The organism is Qipengyuania qiaonensis (assembly GCF_019711515.1).
GTDB classification, from domain to species: Bacteria; Pseudomonadota; Alphaproteobacteria; order Sphingomonadales; family Sphingomonadaceae; genus Qipengyuania; species Qipengyuania qiaonensis.
In genome coordinates, this window is record NZ_JAIGNO010000002.1 from 277694 (window position 1) to 303188 (window position 25495).

The 25495-nt window shown below is 63.0% G+C and carries 23 protein-coding genes and 1 tRNA gene; 7 read left to right on the plus strand and 17 right to left on the minus strand.

Features of this window, described 5'->3' with window-relative positions; all coding sequences use genetic code 11:
- Nucleotides 1–75: 75 nt before the first annotated feature.
- Nucleotides 76–1659 (minus strand): peptide MFS transporter, encoded by a 1584-nt coding sequence (locus K3174_RS04315; protein ID WP_221555946.1) that lies wholly within the window; start codon nucleotides 1657–1659, stop codon nucleotides 76–78.
- A gap of 206 nt (nucleotides 1660–1865) precedes the next feature.
- Here K3174_RS04315 and K3174_RS04320 point away from each other — a divergent pair, with 206 nt between their 5' ends.
- The 3 genes from K3174_RS04320 (at nucleotide 1866) to K3174_RS04330 (ending at nucleotide 2790) form a co-directional block, all read left to right on the plus strand.
- Nucleotides 1866–2207: a GntR family transcriptional regulator gene (locus tag K3174_RS04320; protein WP_221555955.1), complete on the plus strand. Its 342-nt coding sequence runs from the start codon at nucleotides 1866–1868 to the stop codon at nucleotides 2205–2207.
- Between the two features lie 150 nt (nucleotides 2208–2357).
- Nucleotides 2358–2639: an integration host factor subunit beta gene (locus K3174_RS04325; RefSeq protein ID WP_221555957.1), complete on the plus strand. Its 282-nt coding sequence runs from the start codon at nucleotides 2358–2360 to the stop codon at nucleotides 2637–2639.
- Between the two features lie 66 nt (nucleotides 2640–2705).
- Nucleotides 2706–2790, plus strand: a tRNA-Leu gene (locus K3174_RS04330).
- A 186-nt stretch (nucleotides 2791–2976) separates the two neighbouring features.
- On the opposite strand, the gene K3174_RS04335 is transcribed toward K3174_RS04330, so the two are convergent.
- Genes K3174_RS04335 through K3174_RS04345 form a run of 3 tightly spaced genes read right to left on the minus strand, consistent with a single transcriptional unit; the run spans nucleotide 2977 to nucleotide 4876 of the window.
- On the minus strand, nucleotides 2977–3585 hold the full coding sequence (locus K3174_RS04335; protein ID WP_221555958.1) for a class I SAM-dependent methyltransferase: 609 nt from the start codon (nucleotides 3583–3585) through the stop codon (nucleotides 2977–2979).
- Nucleotides 3582–3974, minus strand: coding sequence for a hypothetical protein (locus K3174_RS04340; protein WP_221555960.1), 393 nt, complete (start codon nucleotides 3972–3974; stop codon nucleotides 3582–3584). Before K3174_RS04340 ends, K3174_RS04335 begins: the two co-directional genes overlap by 4 nt.
- Complete coding sequence (locus K3174_RS04345; RefSeq protein WP_221555962.1) at nucleotides 3971–4876, minus strand: class I SAM-dependent methyltransferase; 906 nt, start codon at nucleotides 4874–4876, stop codon at nucleotides 3971–3973. The genes K3174_RS04340 and K3174_RS04345 overlap by 4 nt, the downstream gene beginning before the upstream one ends.
- Between K3174_RS04345 and K3174_RS04350 the strand changes: the two genes are divergently transcribed.
- From K3174_RS04350 to K3174_RS04360, 3 genes are all read left to right on the plus strand, one after another.
- The gene (locus tag K3174_RS04350) at nucleotides 4869–5963 is read left to right on the plus strand and encodes a glycosyltransferase family 2 protein (RefSeq protein ID WP_247711873.1); all 1095 of its coding nucleotides are present in this window, start codon (nucleotides 4869–4871) and stop codon (nucleotides 5961–5963) included. The genes K3174_RS04345 and K3174_RS04350 overlap by 8 nt on opposite strands.
- 4 nt (nucleotides 5964–5967) lie before the next feature.
- Nucleotides 5968–7734: a hypothetical protein gene (locus K3174_RS04355; RefSeq protein ID WP_221555964.1), complete on the plus strand. Its 1767-nt coding sequence runs from the start codon at nucleotides 5968–5970 to the stop codon at nucleotides 7732–7734.
- Between the two features lie 96 nt (nucleotides 7735–7830).
- Entirely contained in the window at nucleotides 7831–8463 is a 633-nt protein-coding gene (locus K3174_RS04360) for a PilZ domain-containing protein (protein ID WP_221555966.1), read from the plus strand.
- 63 nt (nucleotides 8464–8526) lie between these two features.
- Here K3174_RS04360 and msrB read toward each other — a convergent pair whose 3' ends face one another.
- The 4 genes from msrB to K3174_RS04380 all read right to left on the minus strand — a co-directional run bounded on the left by msrB (nucleotide 8527) and on the right by K3174_RS04380 (nucleotide 12795).
- A complete protein-coding gene (gene msrB, locus K3174_RS04365; protein WP_221555968.1) occupies nucleotides 8527–9024 on the minus strand; it encodes a peptide-methionine (R)-S-oxide reductase MsrB in 498 nt (165 codons plus the stop codon).
- 81 nt (nucleotides 9025–9105) lie between these two features.
- Nucleotides 9106–10446, minus strand: coding sequence for a cytochrome P450 (locus K3174_RS04370; RefSeq protein WP_221555970.1), 1341 nt, complete (start codon nucleotides 10444–10446; stop codon nucleotides 9106–9108).
- Between the two features lie 148 nt (nucleotides 10447–10594).
- Nucleotides 10595–11806, minus strand: a complete 1212-nt coding sequence (locus tag K3174_RS04375; protein WP_221555972.1) for an ABC transporter permease — start codon at nucleotides 11804–11806, stop codon at nucleotides 10595–10597.
- A complete protein-coding gene (locus K3174_RS04380) occupies nucleotides 11803–12795 on the minus strand; it encodes an ABC transporter ATP-binding protein (RefSeq protein ID WP_221555981.1) in 993 nt (330 codons plus the stop codon). Before K3174_RS04380 ends, K3174_RS04375 begins: the two co-directional genes overlap by 4 nt.
- Before the next feature lie 66 nt (nucleotides 12796–12861).
- On the opposite strand from K3174_RS04380, the gene queG reads away from it, so the two are divergent.
- Nucleotides 12862–13911: a tRNA epoxyqueuosine(34) reductase QueG gene (queG, locus tag K3174_RS04385; protein ID WP_221555990.1), complete on the plus strand. Its 1050-nt coding sequence runs from the start codon at nucleotides 12862–12864 to the stop codon at nucleotides 13909–13911.
- Here the strand turns inward: queG and K3174_RS04390 are convergent.
- From K3174_RS04390 to K3174_RS04430, 9 genes are all read right to left on the minus strand, one after another.
- On the minus strand, nucleotides 13895–15121 hold the full coding sequence (locus K3174_RS04390; protein ID WP_221556001.1) for an NAD(P)/FAD-dependent oxidoreductase: 1227 nt from the start codon (nucleotides 15119–15121) through the stop codon (nucleotides 13895–13897). The genes queG and K3174_RS04390 overlap by 17 nt on opposite strands.
- A gap of 45 nt (nucleotides 15122–15166) precedes the next feature.
- Nucleotides 15167–19861, minus strand: coding sequence for an NAD-glutamate dehydrogenase (locus tag K3174_RS04395; protein ID WP_221556003.1), 4695 nt, complete (start codon nucleotides 19859–19861; stop codon nucleotides 15167–15169).
- Between the two features lie 179 nt (nucleotides 19862–20040).
- The gene (locus K3174_RS04400) at nucleotides 20041–21018 is read right to left on the minus strand and encodes an LLM class flavin-dependent oxidoreductase (RefSeq protein ID WP_221556006.1); all 978 of its coding nucleotides are present in this window, start codon (nucleotides 21016–21018) and stop codon (nucleotides 20041–20043) included.
- Nucleotides 21015–21854 (minus strand): tetratricopeptide repeat protein, encoded by an 840-nt coding sequence (locus K3174_RS04405; protein WP_221556008.1) that lies wholly within the window; start codon nucleotides 21852–21854, stop codon nucleotides 21015–21017. The genes K3174_RS04400 and K3174_RS04405 overlap by 4 nt, the downstream gene beginning before the upstream one ends.
- Nucleotides 21851–22594, minus strand: coding sequence for an alpha/beta fold hydrolase (locus K3174_RS04410; RefSeq protein ID WP_221556010.1), 744 nt, complete (start codon nucleotides 22592–22594; stop codon nucleotides 21851–21853). Before K3174_RS04410 ends, K3174_RS04405 begins: the two co-directional genes overlap by 4 nt.
- A gap of 40 nt (nucleotides 22595–22634) precedes the next feature.
- Nucleotides 22635–23759, minus strand: coding sequence for a M48 family metallopeptidase (locus tag K3174_RS04415; RefSeq protein WP_221556012.1), 1125 nt, complete (start codon nucleotides 23757–23759; stop codon nucleotides 22635–22637).
- A complete protein-coding gene (locus tag K3174_RS04420) occupies nucleotides 23716–24807 on the minus strand; it encodes a YjgN family protein (RefSeq protein ID WP_221556015.1) in 1092 nt (363 codons plus the stop codon). Before K3174_RS04420 ends, K3174_RS04415 begins: the two co-directional genes overlap by 44 nt.
- 71 nt (nucleotides 24808–24878) lie before the next feature.
- A complete protein-coding gene (locus K3174_RS04425; RefSeq protein ID WP_067693113.1) occupies nucleotides 24879–25073 on the minus strand; it encodes a helix-turn-helix transcriptional regulator in 195 nt (64 codons plus the stop codon).
- Nucleotides 25070–25492, minus strand: a complete 423-nt coding sequence (locus K3174_RS04430; protein WP_221556017.1) for a hypothetical protein — start codon at nucleotides 25490–25492, stop codon at nucleotides 25070–25072. The genes K3174_RS04425 and K3174_RS04430 overlap by 4 nt, the downstream gene beginning before the upstream one ends.
- Nucleotides 25493–25495: the final 3 nt, after the last annotated feature.

The window sequence follows — 25495 nt, forward strand, 5'->3', positions numbered from 1 at the left end:
TGCTGCCCCGGCCCGCCCGGTCAATCGTGTTTATCGGTGCCCGTCGGCGATTTGCCGATTGGCACGGAGCCAGGCTCAGCCGGCGGGACGAGTTTCGGGATGGATCCCGGCCCCCTGCGGCTCGCCCGGTCCTTCGCTCTGGCCAAGCAGGTCGTCGCCGACGGTATCGTCCTTGAGCGTGTCGAGATGCATCAGCTTCTTGATCAGCGGGCTGATGACCATGACGCCGACACCGATCGCCACGGCGTACCAGCCAACGGTCGAATAGACGCCGAGCACCACCTCCTTGCCCGATTCCTCACCGACGCCTTCGGCGCCCGTCGCGGCTGCAATCAGGCCGGCGGCAAAGTTACCGGTGGCCGAGGCGAAGAACCACGTACCCATGATCAGCGACGCCATATGCGAGGGGGCGAGCCGGTTCATCGCCGACAGGCCGACGGGCGAAAGGCACAGTTCGCCGGTCGTATGCAGGAGATAGATGAGGAAGATGAAAAGGACGGGAACCGCCGCGTTCATGCCAACCGACTGCGCGCCCCAGACCAGGACGAGGAAGCCAAGGCCGACCTGCACCACGCCTAGGCCGAACTTGAGCGGAGCGCTCGGTTCCATGCCTTTGCGCCCCAGCGTCTGCCAGACCACCGCAAAGATCGGAGCCAGCAGGATGATGTAGATCGCGTTGATCGACTGGAAGACCGATGCGGGCACGCCGCCGCGATCGACATGGCGATCGGTAAACAGGTTGAGCGAAGAACCCGCCTGTTCGAACAATGCCCAGAAGACGATCGAAGTTAGGATCAGGAACATCGCGGCAAAGATACGGTCGCGCTCTTCGCTGGGCAGCTTCACTACCGCAGTGAAGAGAACATAAAGCACCAGTGCGCCGCCAAAAACACCAAGAACGTAGCCGACCATATCCTGATACTGAATTGCCAGCCAGCAAACCCCGACCATGGCGATGCCGACGCCGTACATCGAGAATTCGGTGTTCTTGGCAAGTGGCTTGGGAGGTTCCCCGCGGCCGAGCAGAAGCGGTTTGCCCCACATGAACACGATAAGTCCGGCAAGCATGCCGATACCGGCAAGGCCGAAACCGTAGGCCCAGCCATAGGTTTCGCCGATATAGCCGCACAGCAGCGAACCGATCGCTGCGCCCAGATTGATGCCCATATAAAAGATCGTGTAGGCGGCGTCTCGGCGCGTATCGGTGCGCGGATAGAGCTGGCCGACGATGACCGAGATGTTCGCCTTGAGGAAGCCCGACCCGACGATGATGAGCGCCAGCGCCAGCCAGAACACATAAACGATCGGATTGTTTTCCGTGCCCGCGGCCGGTTGACCCTCGAACGCCATGAAGAAGTGCCCGAGCGTCAACAGGACGGCCCCGAACAGGACCGCCTTCCTTTGCCCCAGATACTTGTCCGCAAGATAGCCGCCGACCACGGGCGTGATGTAGACCAGCGCGGTGTAGGCGCCGTAGATGATCCCTGCATCGCTATCCGAAAACAACCAGTGCTTGGTCAGGTAGAAGATGAGCAGGGCGCGCATCCCGTAATAGGAAAAACGCTCCCACATCTCGGCGAAGAACAGAACGAAAAGTCCCTTGGGATGGCCCAGAAACGTTCCTGCAGAATCCCCGTCAACCGGTTGTGTCGTGGCCATGCGTGGCAAACCTCTTTAATGTAGTCTTGCGGAGACCGCGGAGGCCTCCTCCCCGAAGAAGCGCGCACCCTAGCGGCTTGCACGCCTATGTGAAGCATTAGTTACACAGGTGACCGCCTTGCGTCGGGATGAACGGCCCGCGCTCGGGAACCTTGCGCGCCACGCTGTATTATGGCACTGAAGCAGTCTGCCGCGGGGAATGCACGATGAGCAACCAGTCCAAGCCGGTCTATCTCAAGCTGAGAGACATGATCGCCGCCGCCATCATCGATGGCCGTTATGCCGAAGGCGACATGTTGCCTTCGGTCCGCGCGCTCGCTGCCGAACAGGGTGCCAACCCGCTGACCGTGGCGAAGGCCTACCAGCAGTTCCAGAACGATGGCCTGGTCGAGGTGCAGCGCGGGGTGGGAATGTATGTCGTCCCCGGCGCCGCAGAGCGTCTGCGCCGTAGCGAGCGCGAGGTTTTCCTGCGCGAGGAATGGCCCGAGATCAGGGCGCGCATGGATCGGCTCGGCGTATCGGCGCAGGAACTGCTGGCCGAAGTCTGAGGGCGATGGCGAGAATCTCTCATCGCCAACTTGCAGGCCGGCCCTGCTTCTGCCACATTCACAGGGTTGGAATCGCGCGCAAAAGTGCGGTCCGGCTTGGGGCGCACGGAAAACCGAACTGATGCGGCCGGATGGGCCGGGAGGCACGACATGATCCGATCCGAACTGCTCGCCGCTCTTGCGCAGGACAATCCCGAATTGCGGGCCGAAGAGGTCGAGCAGGTCGTGGATATCTTTTTCGAAGAGATTTCGCACCGCCTGACCGAAGGCGGGCGGGTGGAACTGCGCGGCTTCGGTGCCTTCTCGACGCGTGAACGCGAAGCGCGCAAGGGCCGCAACCCGCGTACCGGCGAAACGGTCGATGTGCCGGCCAAGCGCGTTCCGTATTTCAAGCCGGGCAAGGATATGCGCCGGCGCCTCAACGAGAATTGAACCCGCCTTCCAGCACGAACCGCGATTGCCCACCCGTCGGGTAGCGACTAGGGCGATCCGGCATAGGCGGGTGTGGCGGAATGGTAGACGCCGGGGACTTAAAATCCCCTGAGCTTTGCTCGTGCGGGTTCGAGTCCCGCCACCCGCACCAGCACTTCGCAGAATGCGCCGGAGCATGGGAGATTGAGGTCATCCTTCCACGCGTCCAAATCCATTTTGCCGTGCCGGCCTATGTGATGACCGGTGTGGCCGACGCCACGATCCAGAGCGGCAAACCCAGTTCTTATACGTTGGCCGCTGGAGCTCAAAGGAGGTCACGATTTTCGGCCGAGTATCGTCACGCCTTTGAAGCGGAGACAATCACATTGGCAAATGGTATGCGCAGAAGATCGTGTCTGACCGCGATGTCGATATCCAGATGTCCGAAAAGGTCGGAAACCGCTCCAGCCGTTCGGACATACTTTCCGCGATCCGCTGAAACGATAAAGCGGGAAATGGCGCCTTGCTTTTCCGTTAAAGTGGGGTCGATTGTGACCAGCCTTCCGCCTTGTTTGAGCCGCCGCATTGCGCCGTTAATGAGCGATATTGCGAGATCGTCCGGCAAATGGTGCAGCACCCCGAAGGCATAGGCCAGATCGAATCCCTCGCCGATGTCGGCGTCCAGATCGGATGCATCGGCCAAGCGAAAATCCGCGCGGTGGCCGAAGCGGCGCTGCGCCGCGCTTATGTATGGCTGGCTCACATCGACTCCGACGATTTCGGTGTCGGTAGGCAGGAATGGAACGACCGCGCCGGTTCCGCACCCGATGTCGAGCAACCGCATGCCCGATTGCGGCCGCACGCATTCGTCGACAAAGATCGTTTTTGCGCGGTTGGCGCCGACCGCTGCCTGATAGGTGTCGAACAGGATCGGCACAGCGAGAGCGTTACGAAGGCCGGCAATCATCGTGTGGCACCCACTGCAATCCAGCCGATCCCCAGAAATATGAGTGCCGACCCGCCATAGACGCCCGGCGTGGCTTTCTCGCCAAGCAGGACTTGGCCGGCCAGCATTACAAGTACGAAGGTGAGTGCCGTGAAAGGATATACTAGGCTGAGTTGCGCACGCGACATGGCAAAGATCCACAAGACTGCGCCGAGTAGATAAAGGGTCAGGCCGGAAATGAGGCGTGGATTGAGAAAGTCCATCAAAGACTGCCCGCCCGCTGCACCCAAACGCAGGAGAACGGTGCCCGAAGCGGCACAGAGCGATCCCAGCACCAGGGCAAGCAGAACCGTGTAGCCAACTGCTCCCGCAGAGGCCGCAGTACTCGAGCCTAGGGGCAAACCAGTCATATGCCGGCTTCCCGGTAAGCACTGGCCTTACGATGAGCGAGGATCGTGGCTACGCGCGTGACAAAAGGGGTAGGCATGGCCCGGACCAATGCGCGACGTAGGCGCCAGGCAAAAGACCCTGCATGAGGAACGGCGCGTCGGTCGGAAACTCGCGCCTCCAGCACTTCCGGTGCCAGTCGATCCTGCCCGGATGCGTTCGCGTATATAATCGTGTTGTAACGATACCAGGGTTGCACGAGCTTTTCGTCGCGGATCAGCGGGCGCAGCCAGTCGAATGCCGCGTAACCTCGGGTTTGAAATTTTTTCCGCCAGAACTCGAGCGGACGCTCATTGACGTGATGCTCGCCGCCCTGGCCGGGGACTGCTGCTGAAAACAGGACGATATCACCGTGTCGCACTAGGGTGTCGATGAACGTGTCGGCGCTCTTGTGTGGGATGTGCTCCGCTACTTCGAGTGACTGCACCAGGGCGAACTTGCGGCCAAGGTCCAGCGGGGTCTGCAGATCGTGTTTTACGAACTGTTCGTCGGGTACGAGGAAGGAGGTGTTGTCGGTGTAGGGCCCATCTACCGCGACCACATCCGATGCACCGGCGCGCATCCATTCCGCCGCCCATGCACCGACTCCCGCGCCCACATCCAGTACGCTATCGATCGGGGTCACGCTGCGCATCAACGGAGCGATGTGGCGCGCTGAATTGGTCGAGCCGCTGTTTATGTAGTCATAGAATTCGGAAGAATAGACATGCATCATGAGTATCCGCCTCTCTTGGACTGAAGCCCATGTCTGAACCAATAAGGTAAACAAAGCATTGCGGCTGCTATGGCACGAGGAAATTGTTAACCATCTTCCACTACTCCTCCCAATCGAACCGGCCAATTGGGAGCTGCCGACCATGAACATGATGCCGTGGACCGAAAGTGCCGGCTTCACTGAATCGCGCGTTGACGGATCGCACCGATCGACAGCGGGTGCGCCGGTTACTCGGGCCCTCTCGATCGTCGTGCCGTGTTACAACGAGGAGGAATGTCTCCGCCAGTTGCACGCCCGCGTCACGGCAGCTGCCCGCAAAGCAGTTGACGAAAACTATGAGCTGGTTCTGGTCGACGATGGATCGAAAGACGCCACGTGGCCCATGATTGCCGAACTCGCGCGTACCGATCCTCGGGTCGTCGCCGTTCGCCTATCGCGCAATCACGGGCATCAAATCGCGCTTTCCGCCGGCCTCGATATCTGCCGCGGCGACCTCGTCTTCGTGGTCGACGCCGATCTTCAGGATCCGCCCGAATTGCTTGGTCCCATGATAGAGACCTTGCGTGCCAACCAGGCCGATGTGGTCTATGGCAAGCGCTCTGTACGCAAGGGCGAGACGAAAATGAAGCGGGCCACCGCCAAACTGTTCTACCGCCTGCTGGCGAGCATTTCGGATGGCGTGGATATTCCGTTGGACAGCGGTGATTTTCGTCTGCTTACGCGCCGCGCTCTGGACGTTCTCCGATCGATGCCTGAAAGCTCCCGCTTCATCCGCGGAATGGTAGCTTGGGTGGGTTTCAAACAGGTTCCTTTCGAGTACGAACGCGAGGAGAGATGGGCTGGAAACACCAAGTATCCGATTGCGAAGATGCTTCGTCTTGCGGCCGATGCCCTGACCGGTTTTTCCATCGCGCCGCTGCGCTTGGCAAGCTACGCGGGCATCGCCCTCTCGCTCGTCGCGATCCTGCTTGTGGTTTACGCGTTGGTCGGCTGGCTGGCGGGTGAGGCCGTGGAGGGCTGGACCTCCTTGATGATCGTCGTCCTGGTCATGGGATCGGTGCAGATGTTCGTTCTGGGCGTTATCGGCGAATATGTCGGGCGGCTTTACAACCAGGCCAAGCAGCGCCCGCTCTACATCGTCAGCGAGATAGCCGGGAGCGTCGCCGGAACCGAAGAATTCGATCCTATCCGGCGGCGGAATCTCGGCATCGTGGCACACACCCTCCCGACCCGCTGAGTCGATGAGCAGTCTACGCAATGGAGGCGGTCCTTCCGCTCTCGATATCGTGTTCGTGCTGACCGCGGGCGGACTTATCCTAAGCATTGTCGTCGGCATTCTGGTGCCGGTCTACACGGACGAGACCGGCTGGCGGTTTCTTCAGCGGGCAGGGATCGATGGCGTAGATGGCCTCTTCAGCGATATTTGCGGACCCACGAGCATTGCCGTTCCACCGATCCATATCTGGCCGGTAAGGTTGTTCAGTGCGGCCGCGAACGGCGCCTTTCCCGAGCCGATTTTCGTTCGCTTGGCCGGGGTAGCGTGCGCGCTGGCCTGGCTGGCTCTCGTCTGGTTGCTCCTCCGCCGCGTCGAAGGCGATTCTGTACGACGCAAACTGCTCGGCATCTTGGCCTTCGCCATACTGGGGATCGGTACACTGCCGTTCGCCATGGTACTGAGCCGCCCCGAGCAACCGATCATCCTCACCACGCTGCTTATAGTGCTCGTCGCTCTGTGGGATCCCACCAATCGCGCCGAACCGCGGCTCATCTGGATCAAAGTCGCGACGATCCTGATGCTCAGCATCGTCGCGCAAAGCTATCATATGAAGGGCGTGCTCTACGGAGCGGTCGCGCTGGTTGCGATGTGGGCCTGCGGGCAGGGGCGAACCACGCTCGTCCCCCGTTTCATGGGAATGCTCGCGCTAGTTACGACGATGGCAGCATCGGCGCACTACTGGAGCTCGCGCATGAGCTGCCCCGGTGATGCGAAACTTGCCGGAATGTTCGCACAGGAAAACGTGGCGTCCGCATTGGCCGCAGGAGCCGGTGTCTCCGATTTTGCCCGAGTTCTGGCTAATGGCATCGATCCGTTCGGTTATGTCATGCTGATCCTCCCACGCGCCGACCCGATGTCCAACTGGCTGCCGCCTGACCAATTCACCATTATGCAGTCGCTGATCGTCTACTGGCTGCTGTGGGCGGCTTGGAGTTTTGCGCTCGCCGCCATGGCGTACTTCACGATTCTGTTCGTTTGGAAATCCCGGTTTGCAGCCTTGCAAGAGCCGCGCCTCCTTCTGGCAACCGCATTGATCGGCGCATGCGCAGTTTGGGCCATCAGCCAGTTGAACCGCAACGACTACGAGGCGGGGCATATTCTGCCGTCTCTCGTCGTCGCGCTGCTTCTCATTCTGACCTTGCCGGGCGGCTCGAGGCGGCGGGACACGAGGGTCCTGCGGGTTTCTGCGGCGGCGCTGTTTGCCGCTGCACTGGCCAGCCAGGTCATTGTCTTCTCCAACACGCTCCCCACGCTCTGGACGTCGGCTCAAACGCCAGGTTACGCCCCTCAGCAACCCTTCTCGGTGTCGATCGCCGATTACACGCCCATTCGCGAAGCGGTGACCATGGCCATGGATTCTGCGGGCATACAGGCGGGAGTCACCTACAAAAGACTGCTGGTCGACGAACTGACCTATCCAGCGCTGAGCCACCATCATCGGCCAATCCATCAGTTGGGCGTGCTGCGCGTATGGAACGGCAGCGTCACGGACCCGATCGCATATCTGGTGAGCCGCAATTCGGACGGTGTAGTCACCGCGTGCCGTACGCTCGACGGTCGCCTTCTCGCCGCAGCAAGTCGCGCCGAAGGTATCTGCGCAATCTCGGCGACCACTTTGCGCGAATTGAACGTGCGGGCGTCAACCATGGACAATCCTTCGCAGCTCGAACGACTGCCTGTGTCTCAGACGAACCTACGCACCCGCTCGCCTCTCCCTTTATCTCCGCATTAACCCCTATCTGCCTATTAGCGGGGTTCGAAGTGATACTGGTCCAAGGTAGCGCAGGCAGCCGGGCCGGGCTGTTTGCACCCCGAGGATGAAGGGACGATGGATTACACCACCGGACTGCATATGGATAACAACGCTTCGGCAAGTGCGACCGACCAACGCGGTGCGCCCCGCTTCACCTCGCTCATCCGCGCGGCCAAGCTCGTCTGCGGCCAGGGCGAGTTCGTTTGCGTCATCCGCGATGTGTCGGCTACCGGCGTGTCGCTGCGGACCTTCCATGCGCTGCCGACCGACAAGGCCATCGCGCTCGAACTGCAGAACGGCGAGACCTACGAACTGGAAATGGTCCGCAGCGAAGGCTTCGATGCCAGTTACCGTTTTGCCGCGCCGATCTCGGTCGACCGGCTGATCTACGAAGACTGGAGCTTCCCCAAACGGGCGCTGCGTCTCAACGTGATGTTGCCGCTGACCGTGTCCACCCTGTCCGGCCGGAGCGAGGCATTTACGCTGAACATCTCGCAGCAGGGTTCGCGGATCGAATGCGACCAGGTCTTCGCCATCGATCAGCGCGTGACGATCGGTTGCGAACATCTGCCCGACATCCGGTGCAAGGTTCGCTGGCGCAGGGATGCCAATTACGGGCTGGTGTTCGAGGACACCTTTTCCCTGCGCGAATTCGCGATGTTCGCGGTCAAGATCCAGTGCCCGGTGCTGTTGCAGGACAATAGCTGAAACCTGCGGGCCGGGACGTCGGTCGGGATGTCGACCTAACCGTCCCGGTTCCGGTGCGCGCGCTCAGGCGGGTCGAAAGTCCATCGCAGCGCCGTTGATGCAATGGCGTTTCCCGGTCGGCCGGGGCCCATCGTCGAAAATGTGCCCCAGATGCCCGCCGCAATCGGCGCAATGCACTTCCGTGCGGGGATAGCCGATCTTGAAATCGGTGCTGGTCCCGACTGCCCCCCTGTCGATGGCCTGCCAGAAACTCGGCCATCCGGTTTTCGAATCGTATTTGGTCTTCGAACTGTACAGCGCGTTGCCGCAGGCGGCGCAGACGAACGTGCCGCTGCGCTTCTCGTCGTTCAGCGGCGATGAATAGGGCCGCTCTGTTCCCGCTTCGCGCAGGATATGGAATTCGCTCTTGGTCAGCCGCTTGCGCCATTCGGCGTCGCTACGTCCCTTGGGAAAATCCTTCGCTTCCGCCCGGCCCGAACCGCAGGCGGACAGCACGACGAAGCTGGCGGAAGCACCGATCCAGCCGAGCATGCGGCGGCGGTCGAAGGGGTTGTCGGTCATATGCATTCGGCCCATCGAGCAGGGGCTTAGTCCCCTGCTCCTGAACCTACGCTTGAGATGGGCGCAAGGTTACGCCGCGGCTCAGAATTCGGTGATCTCGACTTCGAGCTTGCGGAAACCATGGACGAAATTCGCCCGCACCCGTTCGATATCGCCCGCCAGGTGCACGCGGATGCGGCGCTTGTGCATTTCCTCCAGCAATACGCGCAATTGCAGTTCGGCAAGGCGCGCGCCGACGCAGCGGTGGATGCCGTAACCGAAGGCGATATGCCGTCGTGCATTCTCGCGCGCGAGATCGAGCTTGTCGGGGTTCTCGAAGATCTCCTCGTCGCGATTGGCGGAAAGATACCACAGCACGACCTTGTCGCCCGCCTTGATCTGCTGGCCGAAAACCTCGGTATCCTCCACGCAGGTACGGCGCATATGCGCCAGCGGGGTCTGCATGCGCAGCATTTCCTGCACGGCGTTGGGAATGATGTCCGGGTTCTGCTCGAACAGCTTGCGCTGGTCGGGATTCTTGTCGAGCTGGTAGACGAAGCCGCTCATCGAATTGCGGGTCGTGTCGTTGCCGCCCACGATCAGCAGGATGAGATTGCCCATGAACTCCTGCGGGCTCATCTGGTTCATGGCTTCGGAGTGGATCATCATCGAGATGAGATCGTCGCCCGGCTCCTTGTCATGCGTGCGCTCGATCCACAGCGACTGGAAATAGGCTGCCATTTCGCGCAGGAAGCCCCAGCGCATATCGTCGAGCTCGCGCACGGTGGCGAGTTCGGTATCGCCCGACCAGTCGGACCAGAAAGTCAGCAGGCGGCGGTCTTCCCACGGGAAGCCGAACAGGATCGCCAGCATGCCGGTGGTCAGTTCGATCGAGACCGTGTCGACCCAGTCGAACACTTCGCCGCGCGGCAGCGTATCGAGCAGTTCGCCGGTCCGCTGGCGGATTTCGCCTTCCATTTCGGCCATGCCGCTGGGGGTGAACTTGGGCGCGACGGTGCGGCGCTGGCCGGTATGCTGCGGCCGGTCCATCGCGATGAACATCGGCAATTCGCGCTTTTCCTCGATTCCGGCCTCGGCCAGCTCTTCCTCGCTCAGCCGGTTGAGGATGGTGATCCCGCCATGCTCCCAGCTGCTGGAGAAAATGTCCGGCAGCGCTTCGATATGCTGGATCGCCTTGTGGCCGACCACTGCCCAATAGGGGCCGAACGGGCTTTCGGGAATATAGTGCAATGGCCCCGCTTCGCGCATTTCGCGAAAGATGGGATGCCAGGTGTTCTCGGCATAGATATCGCTGCGGCTGACGTCCCATTTATGCGGATGGCTGGGCCGCTCTTCGGGATGTTCCTCGAAATGCTGCTTCAGCGCTTGATAGGCCGTGGGCGAAGTGCGGCATTGGGGACGTTCGATTGCAGCGGTTGCCATGTGTCTCTCCTCACAGGGACGCGACTCCTTCGGGCCGCTTTCCCATATCCGGCCATCCTGCCCTAACTGACAGGTGTGTCAATAGTGCGTTGCAAATCGCCACCGACCTGGCGGGCGCTTCGCCGCGGCATGATACCGGCGCGATGCGTCAGGCGGGCTTCGTCCCGCCGACACGATTTTTCACCGCACGCCCGCCCTTGCCGGATTTCATCACGCGCCTGCGGAAGATCATCGCGCCCACACGGACGAACAGGATCACGCACAAGGCTTGCCAGCCGATCGCCAGCGCATGTGGCCACAAGGCTTCGGATTGCGCCGCGCGGGCCAGCATCGCGAAGGGCGAGGATAGCGGGAATACGGCGGCGAACACCTCCATGGGCGAACCGGGGCTGGTGATCGCCGAGGCGGCGAGGAAGAACACCAGCAATTGTGCCATCGTGACCGGCATGGACATGGTCTGAACTTCCCGCACGGTGGCCGCCATGCCGCCGATGGTCAGGAAGAGCGAGCCGAGCAGGAGGTAGCCCATGGCGAAATAGACGATCCCCAGGGCCATGAAGAGCGGCCAGCCCAGTGCGGGCTCGGGCAATTGCGGCAGCGCGCTTCCGGCGACGAGCGCGATCGCCCCGCCCGCTGCGGCCCAGACCGCGATCCCGACGAAGCTGACGCCGAGCATGGCAACGAGTTTGCCGAGGAACACCGCGTCCATCGGGATAGCCGCGGCGAGCACCTCGATCACCTTGTTGGCCTTTTCCTCGACGAGGTTCGACAGCACCATTCCGGCAAGCAGCATCATCAGCAGGAACAGAAGCAACTGGCCTGCCTGCGCGGTACGGATGCGGTCGGTGCGCTGGGCCGCGACACTCGTCGCCACGGGATCGGCCCCGACGGACGGGTAGGCAGCGACCTTCGATGCGCTCGCTTCCGCAGCGATCATCGCCACGGGTCCGCGCCAGAAGTCGATCGCATCCTGAGTGCCGGTGACGACGGGCGCTGCAAGCGTTCCGCTCACGACGGCGCTAAAGTTCTTGCCGGGCTGGCGCAGGATGTCTCCGGGCGACATGTCGCCGGAAGTCGCCTGAAGTTCCGGGAGCGCCGAGCCGATCTGCGGGGCCAGCCGCTGGCGTGCGCCGATCATGGCCTCCGTATCGTCTGCCGCCATGGCCACTGCCACCAGGCGGGTCGTCGCTTCGCGCTGGACCTGGCCGCCGATGCCTCCGGCCATGGCGCCGATGATGATCGGGAACAGCGGGCCGAGCAGGAAGAAGAAGAACGCACGGCTGAACAGGATCGCGTGGAAATCTCGTCGGGCGACGACGCGCGCGGCCTCGAACAGCGAAAGGCGGGTGGTATCGCTCATCGCGCAGCTCCTTCGGCAGTGTCCTCGTCGAGTGCACGCGCCGCGGCCTCGCCGGCGATCTCCACGAAGGCGTCGTGCAGGCCGGCGCGCTCGATCGAGAGCGACAGGATGCCCGCTTCGCCATCGATCAACCGCTTCAGCAACTCCTCGATGCCGCTGTCGGGGACGGGAAAGTACCAGAAGTGGCTGCCCTCGCCCCCTTGGGACAGGCGGGCGTCGTGGCGTGCATCCGCCGGCAGCGCCCTGCGCCATTCGCCCTCGCCGGTCCGCGTTTCCAGCCGCACCTGGGCCGGAATCCGGTCGCGCGCGACGTCGACCGATCCGGCATAGGGCACCTTGCCCCCGGCAATGATCGCGACCTCGTCGCACAGGCGTTCGGCGTGGTGGATGACGTGGGTTGAGAAGATCACCGTGGTGCCGCTCTGCGCCAGCTCGCGGATCATCACCTCCAGCTTGCCCTGATTGATCGCATCCAGACCGCTGAACGGTTCGTCGAACACCACAAGTTTCGGCCGATGGACCAGCGTGCCAAGCAGCTGCACCGTTTGCGCCATCCCCTTGGATAGCTGACGGATCTGGCGGTCGACCGCATGGCCGAGCCCGTGGCGTTCGAGCAGTTCGCGTCCCCGTGCCTTGCCCTCGGCAGTCGGCAGGCCGCGCAACGCGCCCATGAAGGCAATCGCCTCGTCGCATTTCATCGCCGGGTAGAGGCCGCGTTCCTCGGGCAGATAGGCGATCAGCTTGGCCACTTCGTGCGGGCGATCATTGCCGAACACGCGGCGCACGCCCTGGTCGGGATCGATGATGCCCAGCAGCATGCGCAGCGTCGTCGTCTTGCCCGCGCCATTGGGGCCGAGAATGCCGTAGATCGCGCCTTCGGGGACGGCAATGTCCACCCCGTCGACCGCCAGCGTATCGTCGAAGCGCTTGATCAGTCCGTGTGCCTCGATAGCGAGCGGGCGATAGTCGCCGGCCGGGGGTCGCGTCATGGTGCCTGTCTCTGTAAGCATGGGCGCATGACTAGCGGCTGGCAGTGAACGGGAGCACACGCAAGCATGGTTAATGCGGAATTGCAGGCGAAATTGCGCGCGGAGGCGGCGCGGTTGGGTTTCGTCGCCTGCGGCTTCGCCTCGGCGGCGCCCGATCCGCAGCGCGCCGCGCGGCTGGAGGAATTCCTGGGGCAGGGCCGTCACGGTTCGATGGAATGGATGGAGGCGCGCAAAGGTCAGCGTGCCTCGCCGCAGGGTCTGTGGCCGGATGCGCGAAGCGTCATCGCGCTCGGCATGGGCTATGCGCCCGATGGCGATCCGTTGGCGCTGGCCGATATGCCCGAAAAGGCGCGGATATCGGTCTATGCGCAGGGGCGCGACTATCACGATGTCGTGAAAAAGGCGCTCAAGGCGCTGGCGCGCTGGCTGATCGAGCGCGAGCCGGAGAGCGAGCTCAAGGTCTTCGTCGATACCGCGCCGGTAATGGAAAAGCCGCTCGGCCAGGCGGCGGGGATCGGCTGGCAGGGCAAGCACACCAATCTCGTCAGTCGCGACCATGGCAGCTGGCTGTTTCTCGGGGCGATCTATTCGACGCTGGACTTCGTGCCCGATGCGCCGGGAACCGATCGGTGCGGGTCGTGCCGGGCCTGTCAGGACGCCTGCCCGACCGATGCCTTCCCCAGCCCCTACGTGTTGGATGCGCGCCGCTGCATTTCCTACCTGACCATCGAGCATAAGGGCGAGATTGACGAAGACATGCGTCCCCTGCTCGGCAACCGCATCTACGGCTGCGACGATTGCCTTGCCGTGTGTCCGTGGAACAAGTTCGCCGACGCGGCGCATGCGCATACAAAGCTGTTGCCGCGCGAGGAACTGATCGCGCCCGATCTCGCGACCTTCCTCGCTTTCGACGATGCGGGGTTCCGGCAATTCTTCTCGGGATCGCCGATCAAGCGTGTGGGACGCGACCGTTTCGTTCGAAACTGCCTTTACGCGACCGGCAATAGCGGCTCCAAGGCGTTGGCGCCCGTTGTACGTCACCTGTGCTCCGATAACGACCCCGTCGTTGCCGAAGCTGCCCAATGGGCGTTTGCGCGGCTCAGCGCATCTCCTTGAGCGGGACGGACGCGTCGGCGAGCAGATCGGGATCGATCTCCGCACGGTCCATAACCAGCTTGCGCCCCTGAACATAGTCCTTGGTGTTGTTGACGCAGTCGAGCGCGATGACTTTGCCTTCGCGCAGGTAGATGACACTGAACTTCTTCTCCGCCGGATCGCCGCGCAAGACCGTTTGGTCGTGGGCGATCGAGATGCCGACGGTCTGCAGGCGCAGATCGTACTGGTTCGACCAGAACCATGGCACGGCGTCGTAGTCCTGCTTGTCTCCCATGATCGCCTTCGCCGCGACGCTGGCCATGTCATTGGCGTTCTGCACCGATTCGAGGCGGATGACCTTGTTGTCGGCATAGGGGTTGGCATGGGCTGCGCAGTCCCCGATCGCGTAGATATCGTCCAGCGTAGTGCGACCGAAGGTGTCGACATCGACTCCGCTGGATCCCGCTGCCCCGGCGGCGATCAGCGGGCCGACAGACGGCACGATGCCGATGCCTGCAACGATCACATCGCAGGCGATGGTTTCGCCACTGTCGGTAACGACGGCCCTGACGCGTCCGTCCTCGCCCTGGATGGTGTCCACGCCGGTCGACAGACGTAAATCGACGCCCTGCTCGCGATGATAGGCGGCATAGAATTCGGACAGCTCCGGACCGGCGACGCGCGCCAGCACGCGGTCGAGCATTTCAACCACGGTGACTTCGCAGTCCAGCTTGCGTAGCACCGCCGCCGCTTCGAGCCCGATATAGCCCGCGCCCACGATGACGGCGCGCTTGCCGCCGGTGCCGAGCTCTTCCTTGAGCGTATCGACGTCGCGGCGCGTTCGGATGTAGTGGATCCCGGCAAGGTCGCTGCCGGGACAGGAAAGCCGTCGCGCATCGCCGCCGGCGGCCCAGATCAGCTTGCGATAGGCGATCCGCGTTTCGTCGGACAAAACCAGTTCGCGCGCGACGGGGTCGACTTCGTTGACATTTCTTCCCAGCCGCAGCTCGACGTGCTTGTCGGACCAGAATTTCTCGGGGCGGATCTGGATTCGCTCGAAAGGCTTTTCACCGGCGAGGTACTCTTTCGACAGCGGGGGGCGCTCGTAAGGCGGGTTGCGGTCGCGGCTGACCATGAGGATCGAATCCTCATGGCCGTTCTGGCGCAGGGCAATGGCCGCCTGCGCGGCGCCGTGTCCCGATCCCACTATGACGACGTCGTAATGTTCCATCGTCGCGCTGGCTGGCGTGAAAATGTCAGCCGGTCAAGCGCAGTCCTATCGGGCGAGCAGGTTGCGCGCCATGCTGGCAACCTGCGCCAGCGTTGCCGGAGCCACTTCACCCTGCGACTGCGCGCGGCCGACCATCGTGCGGAACTGGCGGATCGCCGCAGAGTGTTCCTGCGCCCAGACAGCCACGGTTCCAAGCGGATCTTTTTTCGCGCCCTTGCGCCGCGACAGCCTGCGCAGGAACTCCAGGCGCATTTGCTGAAAATCGCGCGACAGGCCCGCCACCAGCAGGCGTTCCCACACGTCCGACGGGTTCATCATCGCCGATGTGCTCTGCGCCCAGTCGAGCCCGATGCGCGCGCCCAGATCGGTGAAAGCGGCCGTCAATGCGCGCACGTCGATTTCGGCCGTACGAGCGAGAGATGCGAGGCCGACCGCACCGTCCATGTCGTAGAGGTGGGTTACGCGTGCCGCGAGCCTTTCCGGCGCTCCCATCTCGACGAATTCTGTTCGGAGTTTGCCCGACTGCCTGAGCGAGGCTTCGGTAAGCAGTTCTTCCGAGCCCGTCATGAGTTTGTTCACACGATCTTGCAGACTGGCAATGAGTTCGCTTGGTGGCGTGGTGCCGGCGCCGACGCGGATCAGGTCCGCCATCTGGCTGCGTAACGCGCCGGCCGTATGGCGGAAAAGGTAGATCCGCACGTCTTCCGGCATGTCCGCCGTCTCCAGTTCGGACCACAGGCCGCCGACGTCGAACAGCCTGCCCGCCACGATGAAGGAGGCGGTGACATCCGCCAGGCCCACGCCTTCCTCTTCGGAGAGTTCGAAGGGATGAACAAAGCCCATGCGGTTTACGATGCGGTTGGCCAATGCCGTCGCAATGATTTCTCGGCGCAGTTGGTGACCGTCGATTTCGCGCTTGAACTTCTTGCGCATCGCCGACGGGAAATAGTCGGTCAGCAGATCGGCCGCGCTCGTATCGTCGGGGAGGCCGCTTTGTTCGATGGCATCCTGCAGGACCAGTTTCGTCGAGGACAGCAACACGGCCAGTTCGGGGCGCGTCAGGCCAAGTCCGTCGGTAGTCCTGCGGCCGAGCGCCTCGCCGGAGGCCAGCCCCTCGGTCTGTCGATCCAGCGCCCCGCGATCCTCCAGCGTTTCGATCAGGCGCAGTTGCGGCGGCACGGCGCCGGCACCGCCCTGTTCGGCGATGGACAGGGCCAGCGCCTGCAAACGGTTGTCCTCGAGAACGATTTCGGCGACCTCGTCGGTCATCGATTCGAGCAGCGCCACGCGCTTGGGTTCGGACAGCCTGCCCGAGCGCTTGGCGGCGGCCAGCGCGATCTTGATGTTGACCTCGTTGTCCGAGCAATCGACGCCGGCCGAATTGTCGATGAAGTCGGTGTTGCAGCGCCCGCCGTGGAGCGAGAATTCGATGCGTGCAGCCTGGGTTATGCCGAGATTGGCGCCCTCGCCGATGACCTTTGCCTGAACCTCCAGCGCATCGACGCGCAAGGCATCGTTTGCCGGATCGCCGACCTGCACATTGTTCTCGTGACTTGCCTTGACGTAGGTGCCGATGCCGCCAAACCAGACAAGATCGACCGGTGCCCGCAGGATTGCCGAGATCAGAGCTTCGGGCTCTATCTGGGATTGGTCGATGCCAAGTCTGGCCTGCGCAACTTTGGACAGCTTGATGCTTTTGGCGTCGCGCGGGAAGACACCGCCGCCTTTCGAAATGAGCTTGTCGTCGTAATCCTGCCAGCTCGACCGGGGCAGATCGAACAGGCGCTTTCGCTCGGCCCAGCTTTTGGCCGGATCCGGGTTCGGATCCAGGAAAATGTGCCGATGGTCGAACGCGGCGACCAGCTTGATCGCTTTCGACAACAACATGCCGTTGCCGAACACGTCGCCGGACATATCGCCGCAGCCGACCACCTCGATGCTTTCGCTCTGCACATCGATGCCCATTTCGAGCAAGTGGCGCTGGACGCTGACCCAGGCGCCCCGAGCGGTAATGCCCATCGCCTTGTGGTCGTACCCCTTGGAGCCGCCGCTGGCGAAGGCATCGTCGAGCCAGAAATCTTTCGCCTCCGCGATGGCGTTGGCAATGTCGGAGAAGGTGGCGGTGCCCTTGTCGGCGGCAACCACGAAATAGGGGTCTTCGCCATCCGTGATGACAACGCTCTCGGGATGCACGACCTTCTCGTCGACGATGTTGTCGGTAACCGACAGCAGCGTGCGAATGAATGCCTCGTAGCTGCCGCGTCCTTCGGCGGCCCAGCCCTCGCGGTCGATGGCGGGATTGGGCAATTGCTTGGGATAGAAACCGCCCTTCGCGCCAGTTGGCACGATCACCGCATTCTTGACCCTTTGCGCCTTCATCAGACCGAGGATTTCGGTACGGAAATCGTCGCGTCTGTCCGACCAGCGCAGACCGCCGCGCGCAACCGGGCCGCTGCGCAGATGGATGCCTTCCACGCGCCGCGAATAGACGAAGATTTCGCGATACGGCACCGGCTTGGGCAGATTTGGAACCTTGGCCGAATCGATCTTGAAGGCCAGCGCTTCGCTTGCGGCGGGGGCAAAGGCGTTGGTGCGCAGGATCGCATCTATCAGCGCATTGTATAGTCTGAGAAGGCGGTCGTCGTTAATCGCCTTGACCTTTGCGAGACCGCGCCTGATCGCGGCGCGCGCGTCTTCGATTGCGGTATCGCGCCCGTCCCCGAATTCCGGATCGTGGCGCGCCGTGAACAGGGCGACCAGCGCACGCGTCACGTCCGGCGCGGCAGCCAGGGCATCGACGACGGTGTAGATCGTGAAGCCCATCCCGACCTGACGCAGGTAGCGATAATAGGCGCGCAACCAATTGGCTTCGCGAGCGGACAGGCCCGCCTCGGGCACCAACCGGTTGAACGGGTCGTTCTCCGCTTCGCCGTTGAGCACGGCAGCGATCGCTTCTTCGATCGCTTCGGACCTATCGGTCAGCGTTTTGGGATCGGTTCCCGGCTTCAGATCGAGCAGGAAGTCGTGGATCGTTCCCAGCCGCCCGTCGTCGAGTACGGTCGGCAATTCGGATCGCACATAGAACCCGAAATTCTCGAGCGCGGGCACACCCTCGGAGAGGGGCAGACTACCTTCGGACTGATAGAGTTTGAGTCGCAGGCAACCGGCGATCTCGACCTCGCGCTCGGAAAAGCACAAACGGGCGCCGCGCACCACGTCCTCGCTTTCGACGCTGGCGCCGAGCTTGTGCAGCCGAGCGATATCGAGCGCCGCTTCGTGTGGGCCAAAGCGACCGCGAAAGCCGGTCGGGAAATGTTCGGCGAAACGCAGGGCAAGGCCGGCTGCCCGGTTCGCTTCTTCGATCGTGGCCAGTTCGGCCTCTACCGCTTCGGTCCAGCCGCGCAGCAGCGTTTGCATTTGTTCTTCGAGCTTGGCTTCGTCGGGTGCCTGGTCGCCGTCGCGGATGTCGAAGACGAAGCGGATCGTGGCGAGATTGCCGCCCTCCACTTCGAGGCTCCAGTCGAGCAGGCGTCCGGCTGCCGCTCCTTCGAGCAGCGCCTGAATTTCGATCCGGACCTGCGTCGCAACCATGTCGCGCGGCAACCAGACGAAAGCGAACAGGTGCCGCGCCAGCGGAGCTTCGACCAGAGAAAGGCGTGGACGCGGCCGGTCGACCAGGCTCATCATCGTGGTCGCCACACGTTCGACGTCCTTTTCGGAGAAGCCGATGAGCAGGTCGTGCGGAAGCGTGGTCAGCGCATGCACCAATGCTTTGCCCGCATGGCCCGTATCGTCGAAGCCGTGGCGCTCTCGCAAACTGTCGAGCTGGCCGCGCAAGCGCGGAACGCTGCGTGGCGGCGCGGCCAAGGCGGCACTCGTCCACACACCGGCATGGACGGAAAGCCCAACCGTTCTTCCGCCTTCTTCGACAGGCACGATAAACAGATCGAGCGGAACGCGACGATGGACGTTGCTGAGATGGTTGGCCTTGATGATCAGCGGACGACGCTTGTCCTGACCGTTGTCGAACCATTCGAAGGCGCGGTCATAGGAGGCTGCGGCGAGCAGTTCGCTCGCGCTTTTGCGGCAAATGCCCAAGGTATCGGTCTGACTGCCGTCGCGTAGGCGAGTGACATGTCCAAGCTGCGTCAGCATGCCCGAATTGAGCCAGTCGAGCAGGGCTGCGCCTTCCTCGTCGGCTTGGCGAATACGTTCGGCATCCTTTGCCATGTGCGCCTGGATCTTAGACCAGTCGCTGACTGCCGCGCGCACGTCGGCCAGAGTTTCCTTCAGGCTTTCCCGCAACAGACGGCGTGTCTTCGCGTCGACGCGGGCGGCCTCGATATAGATCATCGATTCCCAATAGGCGTCCTCGGGGTCGCCATCGGGAATGCCGGTCAGTGCGCCGTTGTCGTCCCGCTCGACGGGGATGACCGGATGGACGAGCCGGTCGATCGACAAACCCAGCGAGGCGATCGCGGCGGCAACCGAATCGACGAGGAAGGGCATGTCGTCATTGATGATGGCGATGCGGGTAAGGCGGCGTTCGTCGCTTACGCTTTCGATGGCCATGGAGGAGCGGCCTATGGTGCGTTCCGCGGCGAGGGCGCCGACAAACTCTGCGGCATCGGCGAGACGCGCCTTGTCGAACGGCGTATCGCCGCTCAGCAGCGATAGCCGCATCCGTTCGGTTATGGCGTTCCGGAGTTTCCTGGGAAGTGCAGCAGTCATCGAACCCATGCGGGGCCTCTCTCCTTGCGGCGCATGATCGTTTCCGCGCCGCGAAATATCCGAGTCGTGTGCGCCACGACCTGCGCGCCGCGCCTAGGCCTGTTGACAGCGCGCCGCAAGGTTCTGCCGCAGAGATTTTGCAATCGTATTCTGCCCGCGCATCAAAACGCCCTGCCGCTACGGCGAGCCTAGTTTGCCAGCGCGTCCATGGCGAGTTCGAGCGAGCGGCAGCGCGCCTCGGCGTCGAACATGCTGCCGCCGAAAACGATCTCGTCTGCCATTGTCCGCGCCGCGAAAGCGCGGACCGCTTCGGCCGCCTGTCGCGGTGTACCGATCGCGCTCGCCTGGCCGATATGCGCCAACATCGCCTGCGCCTGCGACGGCAGCTGTTCGCGATATCCGCGCACGGGCGGCGGCAACTTCCCGGGCGTGCCGGTGCGCAGGGCAACGAAGGCCTGCAATTGGGAGGTCGCGAGATATTCCGCTTCCTCCGCGGTGTCGGCAACGAACAGGTTCATCGCCGCCATCACATGGGGTTTGTCCCATGTGTCCGACGGCTGAAAGTCACGGCGGTACAGCTCCAGCGCCGCATCGAGATGATCGGGCGCGAAGTGGCTCGCAAAGGCATAGGGAAGGCCAAGCCTCGCCGCGAGCTGTGCGCCGAACAGGCTCGACCCAAGCATCCAGAATTGGGGCTTCGCGCCGATGCCCGGCGTGGGGTGGATGGCGGTCTCCCCCGCCATGAGCGCCATCAGTTCGACCACGTCCTGCGGAAACATTTCCGCCGCACGATGAAGGTCCTTGCGCAGCGCCCGTTGGAGTTCGGGGCCTGCTCCCGGCGCGCGTCCGAGGCCGAGATCTATCCGGTTGGGAAACAGCGCATCGAGCGTTCCGAACTGTTCGGCGATCTGAAAAGGCGTATGATTGGGCAGCATTATGCCGCCCGATCCGATACGAATGGTCGAAGTCGCATTGCCGATATGGGCGAGTACGACCGTGGTCGCGCCGCCGGCAATGCCTGCCATGGCATGATGCTCGGCAACCCAGAAGCGCTTGCAACCCGCCTTCTCGGCAGTCCGGGCCAGCGCAGTCGCGGCGGCGAATGCCTCCTCCAGAGTTCCGCCTTCGCGGACAGGGACAAGGTCGAGGACCGAGAAATCGGTCACGATTGAAGCTGCTCGAGATAGCCGCGCGCCCGATTGGCCTCGTCGCTGTCCGGGGCCACCAGCAGCACCGATTCGAAACTGCGCCGCGCCTCTTCTTCACGACCGGAAAGTGCGGCGATCACCCCCGCCTCCAGCCCTACGGCCGGGTCCTGCGGTGCCAGGAGCGCAGCTTGCGCGACCTGTTCGCGCGCCTCGCCAAGTCGTTCCAGGCGGCGTGACAGCGTGGCCGAAAGCAGCCAGGCGCGTGCATTTGCCGGATCGCTTCCACGCGCGTCTGCCAGCGCCTTCGCCGCTTCTTCGTTGCGTCCCAGGGCGACCAGCGCGCGGGCGCGATCGACCGAAACGCTCGCGGAAAGCGCGGTATCGCCGGCGGTCGTGGCGTAGCTTACCGCGCGTCCGAAGGCGATCTCTGCTATGGCCGGCTTGCCCTGCGCCATGGCGGCATTGCCGGACATGGCCGAGAGCCTCGCCTGATAGGCGGGCGCGCCTTCCGGGACTTCGCCGGCGGCGAGATCGAAGGCGCGTTGCGCTCCTTCGAAATCGTCCAGCCTGACGAGCGCAAGGCCGAGGCAATGGGCCGATTGCGCCAGTTCGAGCTGGCTATCTGCAGTTTCACGCCAGTTCTGCGCCATGTCGCTCGCCGCTTCGGCGTCGCTGGCCGCCAGCGTCACGCATTCGGCCAGCTTGCCGCCCGAAGTGCCTGCCGTGCCGGGCGCTGCTTCACCGCTCGATTGCTTCGCGCGCTCGCGAAGTTCCTCCGGGAGTTCGGGAAACGGGGTCGTGGATGGAGCGGGGCCGACCTGCATCACGAACAGGGCGAGGGCGGAGGCAATCATGCGGAACCTTTCGAAAGCGCGCCCACCGTGCGCAACAGCAGGGCAATATCCTGTTCGCGCGACAGCCGGTGGTCGCCGTCCTTTATCAACGTGACCTGTATGTCGTCCGAACGAAGCGCATCGGCAAGGCGCATGCTGACATCCCACGGCACATCGGTATCGCGCTGGCCGTGAATCAGGCGTACCGGCGCATCGATCGGGATTTCGCCGTTCAGCAGCAATTGTGCCTGCCCGTCGGCGAAGAAGCCGGGAAACATGGGCGTCGGTTCGGGGCCATACGGGTTGTCGTCGTAAATCGTGTTTCCCGCTGCGAGACGCTCCTTGTCCGTCTCCGAACGGCCCCAGTCCGTGAAATCGGGGGCGGCGGCGATACCGACGATACCGGTCAGCCTGCTACCCAATGCCGTCCCCACGAGCAGCATCAGCCAGCCGCCCATCGACGATCCGATGACGACGGCCTGTCCATCCAGCTTGGCATCGATCAGCGCCAGCACTTCCTCGCGCCACTTCGACAGCGTTCCGTCGGCAAAATCGCCAGCGCTTTCACCGCATCCCGAATAGTCGAGCAGCAGGCAGGCCTGCCCACGCGCTTTCGCCCATTCGAACAGCGCGGTCGCCTTGCCGCCTGCCATATCGGACATATAGCCGGGCAGGAAAACCAGCGCCGGGCCGGTGCTGGGCGAAAAGCGAAACGCGATGCGTCGCCCGCCGGGCATGGTGTGAAACTCGGTGTCGCTCATGCGCTCGCGCTGTTCACGTGGCGGCGGTCGATTGCAAGGGTCAGAAGAAATCGAACTCCTCGACATCGGGGTCTTCCCGGCACATCGATTTGAGCGCTTCGAACTCCTGCGCGGTCAGGACCGGTGGATAGTTCGCGCCTTTCCTTACCGCATCGCGATAGGCCTTGGCCCGCTCGCCCGAGGACGGGTGGCTCGCGAGCCAGCCGACCAGCGCGGGCGAATTCTCGGTGTCGCCATGTTCCTTGGCCATCCGTTCGAAGAACCCTGCCGCGCCCAGCGGCGAGATTTCGCTTTGGGCCATGCGCGCCCGCGCATATTCGTCCGCTTCGCGTTCGGCGTCGCGTGAATAGCCCATCGATGCGAGCCCGAAAACGCTGTTGCTGACGCCCGAATCCGCCCCGGCCAGCAGGATCGACAGGCCGAACTGCCGCAGCAGCGCGGTCATGACATGCCGTTCGCGAACATGGCCGACTTCGTGACCGAGTACGCCCGCCAGCTCCTCCGGACTCTCGGCCTGCTGCACCAGCCCGTCGAACAGCAAGACCTGTCCCCCCGGCAGGGCGACCGCGTTGACCATGTCCATATTGGCCACGCCCGCGCGCACTTTTTCCTCGGCCGGATCGACTTTCGCGAGCAGCTTGGCGAGCGCCGCATCGCCTGCAGGCGTATGGCAGATGCGCCCACCGAAATCGCCGACCATGGCCTCGCCGATATTGCGCTCCCAGCTCGTTGGAATGCGCGGGCCGAGCCAGTCCGGCGCGGTCATGAACAATGCGACGGCGGCGGCGCTGACGACCGCGAAAATCCCCGCGGCCTTGCCGAGCCCCATTCTGTCGACCCACGCGCCGTAATCGCTTTTGGCCGGAAGCTGCGCGGCCAGGCCCGGCGGAATATCGTCTGGCAGGATCAGGCGAAAGTCAGGCACGCTTTTGCGCCGATAGACGGTCTTGCCGGGCCGGGTTTCGCCGAAACGCAGATCGGCCGCTTCGAATTCCATTTGCGATGCCGGTGCCACCAGCGAAAAACGTCCGCTACCGTCCCAGCTCAGATTACCGGAATGACGCACGGCGTTCGTGCCGTCGTACCATTCGGCTGCAACTCGAAACGCCTCGTCCATCGCGTCAGATCGCGCCCATGTCGAAGGCGTCGAGCAGGCCTTCGCCATGCTTGGCGGTCGCCGTTTGCGACTGGGTGAGTTCGTCGAGTAGGATTTCCCCACCCGCTTCCAGATGCGTCATGAAGAACTTCCAGTGGCGATAGGACAGGAAGATGAAGCCGATCCCGAAGGTGAAGACCACCAGCAGCGCATCGACGATCAGCAACTTGACCCAGTCCATGGTCGATGCCTCGAAGCTGAAATGCAGGTCGTGCCAGCGGGTCGAGCCGACCGCTTCACGATAGAATTTCGCGTAGAATGCAACCGCGATAAGCCCAAGCCCGAGATAGAAGAACAGCACGATACCGATCAGACCGACAAGCCCGCCAATGGCCATGCCGTCCTCCCCGCCGAACCCATAGCCGGCGAGCATCCCCATCCCGCCCATGATCAGCATGCCGACGAACATCACGACGGGCGCCAGATAGAACAGCAGGAAGCGGGCGAAGACGTTTCCGGAATGGGCATCGGCTTCGAACTGGTAGGGGCCGAAGCTCATCTTGTTCCACCGCTCGTTCCACAGGCTGGTCATCGACCAGGGGACCAGCAGGCCGAGCGGGATCCAGCCGACGACGGTCTTCCACATATAGGACAGGCCGAAAACGAAGCCGCCATCATTGCTCCCTCCCCGGATACCGCGCCACCGGCTGCGTGACAGCCGGTATCGCAGGGCCCGGAAGCGGGCGACGCCGCCGAGATAGAAGATCGACAGGATCGCGAGAAATCCGAGACCCGCGCCAACGGCTTCGTAGCCGCGGACGATCAGCGATTGGGCGATAAACGTCAAACCGAAATAAGGAACGCCGAACAGAACCAGGACGATGATGAAACCCAGGAACAGTTCCATTCCCGTGCCCGCCCATTCGAGATGCTCGTCGACGAATTTGGTGCGCGACCAGAGGTAGCGCCGCTCGCGCGCAGTTGCCCAGAACCGGTATATGCCCAGCGTGACGATCGTCAGCAGCAGGTTCGGGAAGGCGATCTTCGCGAACTCGCGCCAGTTTCCTTCGAAGACGAAAGCGCTGTCCGTCTCGTCCACATCGTGCGACCCATGCATTCCTGTAAAACCCCTTCCGATCCAGCGCGCTTGGTCGGGGATCGCACGCGCAGTGTCAATCGGAGAGCCCCTTATTCTTCGCGCAGGAAAATCTCTTCGATGGCAAGGCCGAAGACATCGGCGATCCGGAAGGCCAGCGGAAGCGAGGGGTCGTAGCGTCCGGTTTCGATGGCGTTGACGCTCTGGCGCGAAACCTCGAGCCGCGTAGCCAGATCCTGCTGGCTCCAGTCACGCTCGGCCCGCAGGACCTTGAGGCGGTTCTTCACGTCCAGGTTCCCGCCGTGCCCATGGTCAGCTTGTTGTAGATCGCGCCTATGCCCAGACCTATGAACCAGAAGAACGCCGCGCCGAAGCCGCCATTGCCCGCCGGAACGAGTTCGAAATTCTGGAGGAACTCCCAAACTGTCATGATGGTCAGGCAGAAGCCGGTGGCGAACAGGCACTGCCGCACTATGAGCAGGCGGATGAATTCGTCCTTCTCCTCGACAATGAAGCGCATGACCGCCCAGAACACCCCGATGATGGGGATGGCCGGGGCTATGGCCAGCGGCCAGGCCAGTGAAGCGCTGACCTTGTCGAGACGGAACAGCGATACAGCCGTGAAGAGTGTGACGATATAGAGCGCCATCAGCACCGCGAGGCGGCGCGTATAGCGCTTGGCTGCGGGGGTCCAACGGATTGCCATGGT